Origin of the sequence: Jilunia laotingensis (assembly GCF_014385165.1) — a bacterium.
GTDB lineage: Bacteria > Bacteroidota > Bacteroidia > Bacteroidales > Bacteroidaceae > Bacteroides > Bacteroides laotingensis.
In genome coordinates this window covers 2,130,533-2,145,382 of record NZ_JACRTF010000001.1, presented here as the reverse complement: position 1 = coordinate 2,145,382, position 14,850 = coordinate 2,130,533, and the positions used below count along the sequence as shown (strand labels likewise).

Annotated in this window: 9 protein-coding genes; 1 reads left to right on the top strand and 8 read right to left on the bottom strand. The window is 41.4% G+C overall.

Annotated features, from left to right (window positions below):
• Nucleotides 1-74: 74 nt before the first annotated feature.
• The 5 genes from porU (H8744_RS08145) to H8744_RS08125 all read right to left on the bottom strand — a co-directional run bounded on the left by porU (H8744_RS08145) (nt 75) and on the right by H8744_RS08125 (nt 11,726).
• Nucleotides 75-3,779, bottom strand: a complete 3,705-nt coding sequence (gene porU / locus H8744_RS08145; RefSeq protein WP_262434361.1) for a type IX secretion system sortase PorU — start codon at nt 3,777-3,779, stop codon at nt 75-77.
• A 47-nt stretch (nt 3,780-3,826) separates the two neighbouring features.
• A complete protein-coding gene (gene porU / locus H8744_RS08140) occupies nt 3,827-7,564 on the bottom strand; it encodes a type IX secretion system sortase PorU (protein ID WP_262434360.1) in 3,738 nt (1,245 codons plus the stop codon).
• A gap of 172 nt (nt 7,565-7,736) precedes the next feature.
• The gene (locus H8744_RS08135) at nt 7,737-8,351 is read right to left on the bottom strand and encodes a fumarylacetoacetate hydrolase family protein (RefSeq protein ID WP_262434359.1); all 615 of its coding nucleotides are present in this window, start codon (nt 8,349-8,351) and stop codon (nt 7,737-7,739) included.
• Complete coding sequence (locus H8744_RS08130) at nt 8,351-9,013, bottom strand: redox-sensing transcriptional repressor Rex (RefSeq protein ID WP_369411064.1); 663 nt, start codon at nt 9,011-9,013, stop codon at nt 8,351-8,353. The genes H8744_RS08135 and H8744_RS08130 overlap by 1 nt, the downstream gene beginning before the upstream one ends.
• A 100-nt stretch (nt 9,014-9,113) precedes the next feature.
• A complete protein-coding gene (locus tag H8744_RS08125) occupies nt 9,114-11,726 on the bottom strand; it encodes a DUF5686 and carboxypeptidase regulatory-like domain-containing protein (RefSeq protein ID WP_262434357.1) in 2,613 nt (870 codons plus the stop codon).
• A gap of 109 nt (nt 11,727-11,835) precedes the next feature.
• Here H8744_RS08125 and H8744_RS08120 point away from each other — a divergent pair, with 109 nt between their 5' ends.
• Nucleotides 11,836-12,183 carry a translation initiation factor gene (locus tag H8744_RS08120; protein ID WP_262434356.1) on the top strand — a complete coding sequence of 116 codons (348 nt, stop codon included), beginning with the start codon at nt 11,836-11,838 and terminating at the stop codon, nt 12,181-12,183.
• A gap of 372 nt (nt 12,184-12,555) precedes the next feature.
• Here the strand turns inward: H8744_RS08120 and tsf are convergent, their stop codons facing one another.
• From tsf to rpsI, 3 genes are all read right to left on the bottom strand, one after another.
• Nucleotides 12,556-13,380 (bottom strand): translation elongation factor Ts, encoded by an 825-nt coding sequence (tsf, locus tag H8744_RS08115; RefSeq protein ID WP_262434355.1) that lies wholly within the window; start codon nt 13,378-13,380, stop codon nt 12,556-12,558.
• Between the two features lie 125 nt (nt 13,381-13,505).
• Complete coding sequence (gene rpsB / locus H8744_RS08110) at nt 13,506-14,342, bottom strand: 30S ribosomal protein S2 (protein ID WP_262434354.1); 837 nt, start codon at nt 14,340-14,342, stop codon at nt 13,506-13,508.
• A gap of 117 nt (nt 14,343-14,459) precedes the next feature.
• Nucleotides 14,460-14,846 (bottom strand): 30S ribosomal protein S9, encoded by a 387-nt coding sequence (rpsI, locus tag H8744_RS08105; RefSeq protein ID WP_195358294.1) that lies wholly within the window; start codon nt 14,844-14,846, stop codon nt 14,460-14,462.
• Nucleotides 14,847-14,850 lie beyond the last annotated feature (4 nt).

Sequence of the window (14,850 nt, the reverse complement as noted above, 5' to 3'; positions counted from 1 at the left end):
ATCAAACTATAGGAGTAGATGAGAGTAAATGGGTAAAGTAATAACTTGTAATATTAAACCCGATTTTCATGGTTTTATTGTGCCAGAATGACTATTTTCTCGGTTTTAGTACTCTCCTTACTACCTTCGGAAGTAATAGAGGCCCGGAACAGATAAACACCGGGAGCAAGGCGTTGCCCTTCACTACTACATAAATTCCAATCCACATAATAATAACTTTCATCCGACACTCCTTCCTCATTATGCACCCAAAGTTCACGTCCTGAAAAGTCACAAACAGCAATTCGTATACCAAGTATCGATCCGGGACGATCGTGTGAAAGTATAAATGTAGTTTCTCCACGAGCCGGACTGTTTGAGCAAATAATCGAGAAAAGATCGGGACGTAATCCCTTAACGACTTCAAAATCCAACTGTTTCACAGATGAATTATTCTTAATGTCCCATGCACGGAAAGTCAGAGTATGCCTACCTTCAGACAATTCGGGAATGGAAAAAGCAACTTTCCCTTCAGTATAACTACCCGAGACAGGAATATAATAATCATTCAAAGGATAAGTAATTTTTCCATCAATGCAGAGAGAAAGGTCATGTCCTATTCCGCTACCGACAGTATTGATGCCATCTTCATCTTTCAATTCTGCCACAAAATAGGGGGTTTCATTTACCTGTCCACCCCACGGAAAATCCGGAGTATTCAAATACAGCCTGATTGCCGGACCATCCGTATCGGATGGATCCAGATCACTGGCCGTACCCCCCACCAGAAAACCATCAAATGTTCCACCCGCTTCCCGATTATTGGAATCACAGGCATAAATATTCAATAACCCGGATTTATCGGAATAATTAATATCCAACGGCATAGGGAAAGTAAACTCAAAATGCCCGTTACGTACCGAATCGGTGCCTGAGAATAAAGTCTTTGTCCTGGCCTCATATGCAAAAACACCGAATTGAGTATTCCCTAAAGTAGCCATACTCTCTTCACTATCCAACACCAACGGATGTATCGTTCCGGTAAAATCATCAGCCAATTCTCCATCAGGAGTAAGAATATGACCTTTTACTTTTACTTTTCCTCCGGCATTCGCAAAAGGCACCTCTTCGGTTAACGGACCGTCAAACTCTTCTATTTGCACTTCATAATCCGGATAATTCAAAGTCAAAGCCGGATCACCGATCAAAGTGAAATTAAGCTTATTACTTCCCGAGCCATAATCACGTTTCGCTAATCGAACGGCATCACCCAACCGCCTCCGTTTCCCTTCCGATTGATCAAATAATGATTTAATAAAAGCCTGATTTAATCTCGGGTCATTCGATACGGAACGCGTGGTAGTAAACAAAGCGATAGCCCCACCTTTTTCGTTCAGTAATGCAAACTCGCCTGCTGATGTGCCAACCGCATCAAAACGGGTAAATTCGCAGGAAGCCGTTACCCATAAAGGCAAACGGGGAGATGAGAGTTTAACTATGTCATCAGAAGTTAGCAGATTGGTTTCCGACCATACAGTCGGACTGCTATGCCCTATATAATTCACAACTAACATTCCCTGTTCGAAAAGCTGAGACAGACGCTTGATAGCTTGCGGATAAACAATACCGGTAGCAGAACTTTCCTGTTTATAGGCATCCGGAAAGACACGCTCCACATGGATGAAAGGTGCTATTTTTGTAACTTGATCAATCAGTTCCACTGCATTGTCCATAAATGTCAACCCAAACTTAGGCTCAGGATGATCGGTGACAACGCCCATTATACGCTTCCAGGCTCCGGTCTCTTTATTTTCCATATACCGGATCGTTTTATCAACAACTCCCCTTGCTTCGGCAACCGTACGAACAGGTATGCGCCCGATGCCAATATCCAACTTACCGGATCCCAATGCAGCACCTTCTTCATCGTCCAGAAAGCCCAAATAATCATCTGTACATACTGTCACACCATCGTGTACCGAATTCTCGGATTCATAGACCAATAAGAAATCTTCCGGTTTAAATTTACTCCAAGTGGGAGTAACCAGCCGATTATCATAACTGGCATCTCCAAAGAGTAGCAAGTATTTCGGACGATCTTTATCCGAAGAGCCCCGGTCAAAAAGCATCTTCATTAATCGACGGTATGCCGTTACATCCGGAGTACCGGAAGAGAACTCATTATAGACCTCCGTAGCAGTTGCCACTTGGACGTTCAATCTGTCTTTTTCCCGATGGAACTGAGCTAACCTTTCTGCTTCATTTTGTAATCCCGGTTTGTCCGATACGATAATCACCATATCAATTCCTTCCAAGCTATGGAGATTCTGGTTAGGCACTTCTCCCCTATTCTCAACTCTCGCAAAAGTAGCATCCGTATTGACAGCAACGAATTCACGCAATACGGAAGAAGCCGGAATAGTAAACATGTAAGTATCTCCTGTCAATTTCCCTTTTATCTGCTTATAAGAAACGGGAGAAGTTACATCCCAAATAACAGTAGAAGAATTGGCACCGGAAAGCACAAAAGTAGTCTCTTTATCGACAGAAGCCAATGAACGAAAACTCAGATATGCCCCGCTCATCCGTAAACGTCGCTGATAGTTAAGTGCCAAATAATTCAATCGGCCGGAAACTCCTGCCGAACGTTCGTGTGTCAATGTCACAGTGACTGATTCTTTATCACTTCCTGTCCAAAGATAATGTCCTATTGCTTCTTTCGCCTTTATTTCGTAATCACTGCCTGTACCTTCTATTTTCAATCGTCCAAGGTTCTTTCCGTCTACTGCTATTCCTAAAAAGGTATCTTCTGTCGGTGACTTTGCACTAAAGTCGACTGTCACCATTCCCGTTTCTGCTACAATATCAGGCACCTTGAAATTATAATTCTGTGTATTTCCTGCTATAAAGTCATATCCATCATACAATTCACGTCCCGCATCCGCCCATGAATAAACATCCTTTTCATAAAGTGCGAACTCATTGAAAGTATTTATTCGATTCGCACTTTGCCCGTTTGCCTCTTCTTCTTGGAATCTGGCAGGAGCGTCTTCACTTTGTGTCAGAAAATAATAGCCATAATCCGAGTAGAAGTTTTGTTCACGAATAAAATATGTTTCTTTGGGTATCCAGTTCAATACGCCCCGGGCATAAAACAAAACGGTTTCTCCCTTTCGATAAAGAGGCACTTCCGGCAAATCATCTGCCGGATGTTTAACGAACTCCTGAGACAATAAATAACCACCATACCCATAAAGTCGAACCTTATCAGGATTTGTAAATCCCATATTTTTCAGTTCAGCATGAGTTATCTGATAAATACCTGAATCATGGACTCGTATTTTAACAAATCTACCGGAAGAAAGAATTGATTTTTTAGTAGACGGGACATTCATTGCACGTGTATGAGGTATGGCCTCACCACGTGCTAAAGCTAACTTAAAAGATTGAATGCGCTGATAAACACCATCCCGAAAAACTACAGGAATAAAACTGACACTCAAATAACCTTTATTGTCGGCAATGCCGATATGCGTAGTCAAACAAGGGGTTTCAGGCAATTCAACTTTTTTCTTTGTAAACTCATCTACTGTCTCTTGATCAATAGCTGCAAATTCCGGAAATTCCAGTTTCACATCGTATGAATAGAAACGGAAATCATCGGGTAAAGGTACATCCTCAGTAATCATCGGAAGAGTTCTGACAGGGGGCAGTTCCTGCCAATCCAGAGTGACAAAACTATCCTGAGCAGAGAGAGGAAGTACAACAAAAAGTACAATTGAACAGATTACTCGGTACATGGTTTTAGCAATATAGGTTTATTGATATAAACCTGATTCCCATCCATTTATTGTGCTAAAATAACGATCTTTTCTGTTTTAGTACTCTCCTTACTATTTTCAGAGATTATTGAAGCCCGGAACAAGTATACGCCTGGAGAAAGTCGCTGACCTGCATTACTGCATAAATCCCAATCAACATAGTAATATCCTCCATTAGATATTCCCTGCTCATTGTGTACCCAGAGTTCACGTCCGGAAAAATCGCAAACAGCAATACGTACGGAAAGTTCCGATCCGGGGCGATCATGAGAAAGTACAAAAGTAGTCTCTTCACGAGCCGGACTCTTAGTGCAATTAATAGACAAAAGGTCAGGGCGCAGACCTTTCACAACTTCAAAATCAAGTTGCTTCACAGAAGAATTGTTCTTTATGTCCCATGCACGGAAAGTCAGACTATGTTTGCCCTCAGATAATGCGGGTATGGAAAAGGCCACTTTACCTTCGGTATAACTTCCCGCAACCGGAGTATAATAATCATTCAGAGAATAGGTAGTTCTTCCGTCAATACAGAGCGACAAATCATGTCCAACGCCATTACCTACCGTATTAATACCGTCCTCGTCCTTTATTTCTGCGACAAAATAGGGTGTTTCATTGACTTGCCCACCCCAAGGAAAATCCGGAGTATTCAGATAAAGCATAATTTCAGGGCCATCCGTATCCGATGGATCAAGGTCATCAGCAGTCCCTCCCACCAAGAAACGGTCAAAAGCACCTCCCGCCTCTTGCTTTTCTTCATTGCATGCATATAAACTAAGCATTCCACTTGCATTGGAATAATTGATATCCAATGGTACAGGGAACGTAAATTCAAAACGTCCGTTACGAACAGAATCTGTTCCAGAGAAAAGTATTTTACTACGCTCTTTATAAGTAAAAGCACCTTCACCAGCATTATCGAGTGTCGTGACAGTCTCTTCACTATCAAAAACCAACGGATGTACCGTACCCATAAAATCATCGGCAGGGGTACCGTCCGGGGTAAGTATGTGTCCTTTAACCGTCACCTTCCCCCCCGCTTTCACATAAGGCATTTCATCTGTCAATGGACCACTAAATTCATCTACTTCGATTTGATAATCCGGATATGTTAATGCCAAGGCAGGATCTCCTATCAGAGTAAAATTAAGTTTGTTACTATCACCGCTCAAAGTAGGATCACACTTGGCCAGTCGCATGATATCTCCTAAAGTCAAACGTTTTCCGTTTTGGCGTGAAAAAAGATACTTAGTAAATGCGGTATTCAACGTCGAGTTTTGATAAGAGTAAACCACACGTGAAGTAGAGAATAATGCTATTGCCCCCCCATTTGCATTCAAAAAAGCCAATTCGCCAGCCGAAGTCGCTATGTCATCAAAACGGGTAAAATCACAAGTTGCGGTTATCCAAAGAGGTAAACGCGCAGAGGAAAGTTTAGTTATATGATCAGCCGTCAGGATATTCTCTGCAGACCAAGCGGTAGTACTCCCATGACCGGTATAGTTTACAACCAACATTCCCTGATCGAACATTTTTAATAAGCGCGATGTGGCCTGCGGATAGGAAGCTCCTGTAGCTGACGATTCCAAACGGAAAGCGTCTGCATATATACGTTCGATCTGAAATTCCGGATAATCTTTTTGAACCATCGCAGCAAGTTTATCCGCTTGGGACATATGGGTATTGCTATCGCCATCATCTGCCACATAACAAAGAGTGCGCTTCCAAGGACCAACTTCCTTATTATCCATGTAGGCGATTGTCTTGTCAACAGCTATTTTAGCTTCTTCTGTCGTACGAACTGGAAAACGCCCGATACCGATATCAAGACTACCGGATGCTAAAGAGTTTCCTTCCTTATTGTCCAGAAAACCAAAATAGTCATCGGTTACATAGGAAGTCGTTTCTTGCACAGAATTTTCTGACTGGTAACAAAGCAGAAAATCTGCTGGTTTATATTTAGACCATGTAGAAGTAATCATGCGGTTGTCATAACTACAATCTCCAAAAAGTAACAGATATTTGGGCCTATCAGCATCTGAGGACGAACGATCATAAAGCATTTTCATCAAACGACGATACGCTGTAGCGTCAGGAGTACCGGAAGAAAATTCATTGTAGACTTGCGGAGCCGTGACGATTTGGACAGTCATTCCATCGTGATCACGGTGTGCTTGCGCCAACCGTTCAGCTTCGCGCAATAACCCCGCTTTATCCGGAACAATAATTACCATATCGACTCCCGTCAATGCATGAAGGTTCTGGTTAGGCACCTCCCCCACAGTCTCTACTCCATTAAAAGCACCTGAAGTATTTACTGCTACAAATTCACGTAATGTATTGCTGGCTGGTATGGAAAACGAGTAAGTATCTCCGGAAAGGACTCCATTCATCCGTTTATAATTCGAAGGAGAAGTAACATCCCATACGACTGTAGATGAATTTGCCCCTGAAATCACAAAAGTCGTCTCTTTGCCAACAGAAGCTAAAGAACGAAAAGAGAGCCATGAATTATTCATGCGCAGTGCTTGCTGATAATTGAGAACAATATAATTCAAACGTCCGGATACTCCTGCAGGACGGGAGTGGGTTAATGTGACCGTAACTTTCTCCGTCTTATTACCAGTCCAAGAGTCGTTAAAAGTCGTCTCAGTAGCCTTGGTATAATAAGAATTACTCGATGAAATTCCACTAATCGTCTGGGTACCAACTTTCACTCCATTGATAGAAGCAGAAAGCGAAGTAGTCGCATCGGACGCGGACAACCCAACTGACCTAGCAGCAAAAACAACGGTTATATGACCGGGATCGTTCGTGATTCCAGGTAATTCAAAAGAATAATTCTGTGTATTTCCTGCCACATAATCGTACCCATCATATAATTCCCTACCGGTTTTTCCCCATGTATATGAATCCTCTTCGTGTAGAGCAAACGCATTAAAAGTTTCTATTTTATTCTCACTAATAGCCACCGCTTCTTCCGTAGGGAATTCTGCAGGTGTGCCTCCATTTTCCGTAAGAAAATAGTAACCAAAATCCGAATAGAAATTCCTTTCACGTGTAAAGTAAGTACCTGTAGGCTTCCAACTGATCGGACCACGGGCATAAAACAGAACAGCGTCTCCTCCACGATACATCGGAACCTCCGGAAGATCGTCTGCGGGATGTTCATCAAAAATACGTGAAAGCAAATAGCCACCATAACCATAAAGACGCACTTTACTTGGGTCCGAAAATCCCATTCGTTTTAGTTCGGAATAAGTTATACGATAAACGCCCGATGCAGAAACACGTATTTTCACAAATTTACCGGATGCCAACACTGAATTGGCAACAGTGGGGATTGTTGAAGAACCTGCTCGTGATTCAATAACTCGAATAGGAACTATTGAATATTTAAATGAATTAACACGTTGATACCTACCGTTCCGATAAACAACGGGAATAAAACTGACATTCAAGATACCTTTGTGTGCCGAAACCTGAACCGTACTCTCCACCTGGGGATAAGCCGGTAGTGTGACCTTACTTGTGGCAAGAACTTTGGCAGATTCCTCATCAACATCCTCAAATTCGGGGAATTCAATATCTACTTTATAAGTATAGGAACGATAATCATCAGGCAGAGGGAAATGTTCGACAACAGACGGAAGCGTCTGTACAGGAGGGAGTTCCTGCCAATCAAGCGTAACAAAACGGTTCTGCGCTGAAGCGGAAAACAAAAATAATACAAAAACAAACAGTGATAATAGATATCGTTTCATAGGCAAATTCATCCTTGTTTTCCTCATCGGTGCCGAGGACATTCCTCATCGGTGAGGAAGGGCACCTTCATCGGTGAGGAAGGGCACCTTGATCGGTGAGGAAGAGGCTCTTCATCGGTGAGGAAGAAATAGCCTCTCCAAGGCATCCCGGACGGGAGCTTGTTTTATCAAATCAACGAATATAAAAGTCGAGCAATTTCTCTCCTTCAAGGTATCCCTGCAAATGTTGCCCCATACTAACGGGACCTACCCCTGCAGGAGTTCCCGTAAACAATAAATCACCTATTTTCAGCGTTACAAATCGGCTTACATAGGCTATAATATCATCCACACTAAATAACATTTCCGATGTACATCCTGATTGCACGTCCTGACCATCGATGGTCAGATTAAAATGCAACTGCTGTATATCGGCATAACGTTCTACGGGGACAAAGGTTCCGATGGCCGCTGAACTATCAAAACCTTTACATAACTCCCAAGGATTACCTGCTTCACGAAAACGGTGCTGCAAATCTCTAGCTGTAAAGTCGATCCCCACAGTCACGGCATCGTAATAGCGGTGAGCAAAGCGCGTTGCTATATTCTTTCCTAAACGGTTGATGCGTACCACCAGCTCGGTTTCATAATGTACTTCATCCGAAAAATCGGGAATAAAAAACGGTTTGCCGTCTTTCAATATCGCCGAATCGGGTTTCATGAAGATAACCGGCTCTTTATTTATTAACGTATGGCCCAACTCTTTATTGTGCCGGTCATAGTTCATACCTACAGCTATAATCTTCATTATTTAAATTCGTTAAAGTTCAATCGATTAAACATAACAGCCAGATGGGCATAAAGAGAAGTATTCTGAACAACGATATTCTCGGGCACACGAATCCGAAAAGGAGTAAAATTCCAGACAGCTTTAATTCCTCCGGATATCATCGTATCAGTAATGCATTGTGCAATCTCGATCGGCACGGTCAATACACCGATATGCACATCGTATTCGTGCATCTTCTGCACAAAATCGTCCGAATGGAAAATGGGAATACCATTCAAGCTAGTGCCCACAAGAGCAGGATTCACGTCAAATGCAGCGACAATCTCTAAACCAAAATGTTTCAGACCAGAATCCTGCAGCAAAGCCCCCCCAAGACTACCGACTCCAAACAGGAATGCTTTGTGAATATCCGTAAAACCAAGGAACTGTTCTAGTACTGTAATCAACGTATCTACCTCATACCCCACGCGGGTACGACCAGAAATATCGACGTACGAAAGGTCTTTCGCAATCTGCGAAGCGTCTATGTTGGTTTCTCTGGATATCTGTGTAGAAGAGACATAACGTTCTCCCTTCTGTTTCAGCAATTTGACATTCGATAAATACCAGGGCAACCTACGTAAAGTAGGCTCCGGTACTCTCATGCTGTCTTTTGGCTGTATCTGATGATCCATTGTCACTTCTTTCATGCTTTTAGATTAGAGACCGACAAATTTACACTATTTTTCCGAAAAGCAGCCGAGTTGTAACAGAAGGTTAACATAATTTCTACATAGAGTACTAATCTCCCGAAAACAGTGACAAAGGGATACTCACGGAAACACCGGCTGAACGGAATTTAAAAGAATCAAATCCAGCAAAGACACCAACGCGGGCTATATCAGAAAAGCCTATTGAATACCCCAATTCGGAATAGGGCCTATATTCATAGACCACGAGTGAACGAAAATGCAAAGCTTCATCAAAGTTTTTCTTTTTCAAGAAAGGAAGATACTTCAATAATAAATAAGGTGTATACCATGATACATTCGCTTGCATCCAACGTGTATTCGTTGAATAAGCATAATTTCCTAATAGCGAAAAACCTGTATTGAAGCTACGTCCCGTCAAGGGGAAACTACTCGTAGCAAAATGTTTAAAATCAGGAAACTGCATATTCTTTTTATCCCAAAACATCCCTGTATTCACATACCAATACAGACTGTTGAACATACCGAACTCTATATTCTGCCGAACAGTAAACTGTGCAAAATTATAAATTGATGAAAGCTTTGCGTCATTGACAGGAAAACCGCGATCGTATTGAACAGAAAATGTAGGGAACTTCGAAGTCTCGTATATTTTCTGCCCTTGTATCATCCGATAATAATGTGCAGGAGTATACTCTAAACCAAAAGAGGCTTTCAACAGTTCATTCTCGGGCATAGGCTTAAAAGAACTAACAGGTGGAATATTCGGTTCGGCCTCTCGCTTGAACCAACTCTTCGAAATATGATTATCAAGCATCTTACGCTGCTGCCAAGTCAATGAAGCAGAAAACAGCAATCCATTCACTAATTCGATAGCATGATCGACCGAGAGGAAGCGTTTATCATATAATTTCATATCATTACGTCCAAACAATGATGTAGCCAAAGCATTCACCAAACGCGCCTCACCACTTTCTCCATTATAATCAGCAGACAACACTCCTCCGGAAAGACTCAACTTTCCCCGATGACGCGGAGCATAGTCAAGTGTTATGATTCCTTGGCCTACTATAGCTTTTCGAGCAGTAGTATAATATAGAGAAGGCGTTATACGAAGCTGAGTTGCATCAGACAATTTCACACCCGTTTCCAATTTTATCCCCAGCCAAAATCCGTCAACAAAATTGTATTCGGGTATATATGAAGGTAGCCCATCAAGACTCAACCATATTTTTTTGTTTTTTGTACGATATGTGTCTCCTACAAATATCGCTTGAAATATTTTACCACCAATCGATTGTTCCCGTATACTATCGTGCCGAAGCGAATCCCTACTTGCCACTATTTTTTCTTTATTCAAATAGCTTTGTAACTCTTCCGGCTTCAATGGGACACTACGGATTGCCGCCCAATAAAGAGAGTCTTTTTTATCGGCCAGTGAATCAGTAGTTAATGTCCGATTACCTACCTCCGAGGCGCGTTCGTATTTATGCACAGGCCTTAAAGTATCTGCAAGCTCCGAAGCTTTCTCTATCAATTTTGAAAGTTTATAAGCCTCCCGTATCGTAATATCTTTTTTAGAGGACAAGAGATCAATTTGCTGCTGAATCTTCTGCTGTTTTTTCGACTGCACAGCGATCGTAGGCAATGGAACGTCTTCTTCTTTCTCCTGTCCTACAATTTGCTTGGCAATATTAACATGAGTGTAATGAATGGAAGCCAGATAAGAGGCTTCAGCCTTAAACCCCATCATATTAATGGCAGTCTCCATACTGGTAGAAGTAATCAAAAAAGCGGAAGGCTGTACTTCTTTACAAATAATCTTGACCGTAGCCTTCAATCCACTCATCCGAATGTACAGATCGGCCGCTGATACGCACCACAGATCCTCAATAATATACAAATCACCTGCCACCAAACGCGGATTATCATTTCGAGGAATGACCTTTATCTTATTAACCAGATAACCACCTTCCGCATAACACCCCTCAAGCTGAAAACGATAATAAGTAAACGCCCCAGCACTTAGCGGAGATACCTTGCCAAAGATAGTAGGTTCATAAAGATTAATGGTAGTAAGTCCTATTTGTACGCTTATCTCTTCCGGGAATGTATTGTTATAAGCCTTAACATGCCCTTCCCAGGTATCGGGAGCCCTAAAAGTCACATCACGTTCTTCTTCCAACAAAAACAACTTTCCCATATATTTTTTCGATTCTGTCCTGACTTCTTTTGACAGCTTTAGCACCGCTGGAATACTCGTCATTTTACCAGAACCTTTCAGATATGTATTTGCCTCAAACCCCTGCACTTGCTTTCGATAATATGGTGCATTTGCTATTGCTTTCCGCATCACAGCATAAGCAGGATCCTCTGCCCCTTTTTTTACATTCACTTCATCAAGGGAGTAAATCCGTTCGACAAGCACCACGTTCTTTTCCAATCCCTTTGCCGGAACCTTTATTAGTAAAGTTTGTCCCATATACCCCAATGAAGAAACTTCACACGTATAATTCCCTTCTTTCAGAGTCGTTTGGAAACATCCGTTATCATCTGTCGTAAATCCCCATTTCAATTCCTTCAGATAGAGAGCTGCATAGGGTATCGGAATTCCATTTTCACCCGTCACCTTCCCTTTAAAAGTTTGCGCAAAGGAGACCACAGTCCAAAGACATAGTGCAATCAGCCAGAAGTATCGTTTCATCTTTCCTTATTTAGTCATTTCATTCTATTTTATTAGACGATAAAAACTTAAAAAGATTGCAAGTGTTTCTACAAAATATTATTTTTGATCCCATAAAAGTATAAATGACATGAAAAATAATGACTGGAAGGAACGTCTGAATGTGGTTTATTCCACCAATCCGAACTTTAATTACGAAATGGAAGATGACGAGGAGCAAGTCACATTAGAACCTGCACTACAAAACCTGCGAGTACAGTTGGATCGCAAAAATCGGGGTGGAAAAGTCGTAACACTTATTACCGGCTTTGTAGGCACAGATAATGACTTGAAAGAATTGGGTAAATTGCTGAAATCAAAGTGCGGAGTCGGAGGTTCAGCCAAAGATGGAGAAATCATTGTACAAGGTGATTTCAAACAAAAGGTATTGGATTTACTAAAAAAGGAAGGATATACAAAATCCAAACCTGTAGGTTGAAATCTTATTTAAACTTTATTCGGTTTTCCTCTCACTAATTCTATATAAAGATATTTTCCACCTTTATAAAGTACTGTTACCAAATGAAACGAGGCATGGAACCAAAAAAGAATCATAAGAAGTGGAATAAACAGTATTGTAATCAGACGTATAACAAGCCTTCAAAAAAGAAGATTATATTTATCACAATTTAAAAACGGTAAAAGTCATTCCACAAAAGCCATCTAAAGCCCAAAAATCACCCTTACTATATTCGAACTGTACTCCTAAGTTTTCTATCCAACTCTCGAGGTTCAGGTCAATTTTATAGTAAGGGTGATTTTGCAAAGATCAAGACATTTCAAAACCCCATGTCTTTCCTATCTCTATCTATTATTCAGCTCTTAAAGTAAAACGTTTGAAAGCTGTTACAGTCAAATCTTTATCCACTGATTTCAAGTAATCAGCAACTGTCTTCTTAGCATCCTGAATATATTCCTGATTCAGCAGACATACTTCTTTGTAGAACTTACCGATACGACCCATAGCGATTTTTTCAATCATGTTCTCAGGTTTACCTTCTTGACGAGCCTTGTCAGCAGCAATTTCTTTTTCCTTTTCCAATACGTCAGCCGGCACACCTGCTTCGTTTACAGCAATTGGATTCATAGCAGCAATCTGCATTGCAACTTCGTGGCCTACTTTCGGATCAACTTCCTTATTCAAAGCAACCATTGTACACAGGAAGTTCTTTCCTTGATGATTATAAGTGGCAATAGAAGCACCTTCCAAAGTCATGTAGCCATCCAATTCCATTTTCTCACCAGTGATACCGCTTCTGTCAGTTACGGCTTGCTCAATAGTAGCATCTCCCATTGAAAGAGCTTTCACTTCCTCCAAAGTTTTGCATTTGTTAGCCACAGCAGCATCCAAAATAGCCTGGGTCAGTTTGATGAAATCTTCATTCTTTGCAACAAAATCCGTCTCACACTTTAAAGCAATGATAGCACCAAAACCATCAGCAACTTTTACAAGAACACATCCCTCAGAAGCTTCACGATCAGAACGTTTTGCAGCAACTGCCTGTCCCTTTTCACGAATAATCTTCATTGCACCGTCGAAATCACCGTTTGCTTCAGTCAACGCATTTTTGCAATCCATCATACCAGCTCCTGTCATTTTGCGAAGCTTGGTTATATCAGCCATTGTTACAGCCATAATATCTTTATATTTTTATAGTTAATAATTCCTCATAAAGCAGTTAAGAGTTGAGATTTGAGAGAAGGGAACCACCCTAAAAGGTAATTCTCAACTTTCAACTCTCAACTCTCAACTATATAAAATTAAGCCTCTTCGTCTTCCTTGATGAACGCAGCAGCCTTAGCAGCATTTATTGCCTCTTCATCAGACTTATCGAGTCTTGCTTTTGCAGATTTTTTCTTGCCTTTAGTGGCAGATGCCTCACCGGCTGCTTCCATATCGATTTTTTCGGCTTTTCTTTCTTCCAAACCTTCCTGCACTGCTGCGCAGCAAGCATCAAGGATAACCTCTACTGACTTAGTAGCATCATCATTAGCCGGAATTACGAAGTCAATATTCGTGGGATCTGAATTAGTATCAACGATACCGAATACAGGAATTCCCAAACGGTTAGCTTCGCGAACAGCGATGTTTTCTTTCATTACGTCGATAACGAACAAAGCAGAAGGCAGGCGAGTCAGATCAGCAATAGAGCCTAAAGTCTTCTCCAACTTAGCACGTTGACGAGAAATCTGAAGAATTTCTCTCTTAGAGAGGTTAGAATATGTACCATCGTTAGTTAACTTATCGATAGTAGCCATCTTTTTCACAGCCTTACGGATAGTAGGGAAGTTTGTCAACATACCACCCGGCCAACGCTCGATTACATAAGGCATGTTTACAGATGCAGCTTTATCAGCAACAACTTGTTTTGCCTGTTTTTTAGTAGCAACAAAAAGGATTTTCTTGCCAGATTTTGCAATTTGTTTTAAAGCTTCGGCAGCTTCATCTACTTTTGCAACTGTTTTGTGGAGGTCAATGATATGAATACCATTGCGTTCCATGAAAATATAAGGAGCCATTGCAGGATTCCACTTTCTTTTAAGGTGTCCGAAGTGGCAACCGGCCTCCAATAATGTATCAAAATTTGTTCTTGACATCTTGTTTCTTCTTTAATTTGTTTACTTTCTTTTTTGTTTTTTCTAAACCAACCGCCGGGTAGCCTATCTGAGAGTCCCGGTAGTTTAGATACTAAACCTATTCCTTCAGGCAGCCCATTAACGCTTGCTGAACTGGAATCTTCTACGAGCTTTCGGCTGACCCGGTTTCTTACGTTCAACAGAACGCGGATCGCGTGTCATGAAGCCTTCTGCACGCAGGGCAGCTTTATCTTCAGCATTCATTTTAACCAGCGCACGGGCGATAGCTAAACGCAGAGCCTGAGACTGGCCAGTGAAACCACCACCACACAAATTTACTTTGATATCGTACTTTTCAGCAACGCCCAATTTGTTTAATGGCTGTTTAACTACATACTGAAGTATAGTTGATGGAAAGTACTCTGCAAGGTCTCTCTTGTTAATAGTAATCTTTCCTGTACCTTCGCTTACGAATATGCGTGCAATAGCACGTTTACGTCTGCCTAATGCATTTACTACTTCCATTCTC

What these genes read in the sequence shown, in the direction of transcription:
- porU (WP_262434361.1), bottom strand. Translation starts at nt 3,779, where the DNA reads ATGTACCGAGTAATCTGTTCAATTGTACTTTTTGTTGTACTTCCTCTC.
- porU (WP_262434360.1), bottom strand. Translation starts at nt 7,564, where the DNA reads ATGAAACGATATCTATTATCACTGTTTGTTTTTGTATTATTTTTGTTT.
- H8744_RS08135 (WP_262434359.1), bottom strand. Translation starts at nt 8,351, where the DNA reads ATGAAGATTATAGCTGTAGGTATGAACTATGACCGGCACAATAAAGAG.
- H8744_RS08125 (WP_262434357.1), bottom strand. Translation starts at nt 11,726, where the DNA reads ATGAAACGATACTTCTGGCTGATTGCACTATGTCTTTGGACTGTGGTC.
- H8744_RS08120 (WP_262434356.1), top strand. Translation starts at nt 11,836, where the DNA reads ATGAAAAATAATGACTGGAAGGAACGTCTGAATGTGGTTTATTCCACC.
- tsf (WP_262434355.1), bottom strand. Translation starts at nt 13,380, where the DNA reads ATGGCTGTAACAATGGCTGATATAACCAAGCTTCGCAAAATGACAGGA.
- rpsB (WP_262434354.1), bottom strand. Translation starts at nt 14,342, where the DNA reads ATGTCAAGAACAAATTTTGATACATTATTGGAGGCCGGTTGCCACTTC.
- rpsI (WP_195358294.1), bottom strand. Translation starts at nt 14,846, where the DNA reads ATGGAAGTAGTAAATGCATTAGGCAGACGTAAACGTGCTATTGCACGC.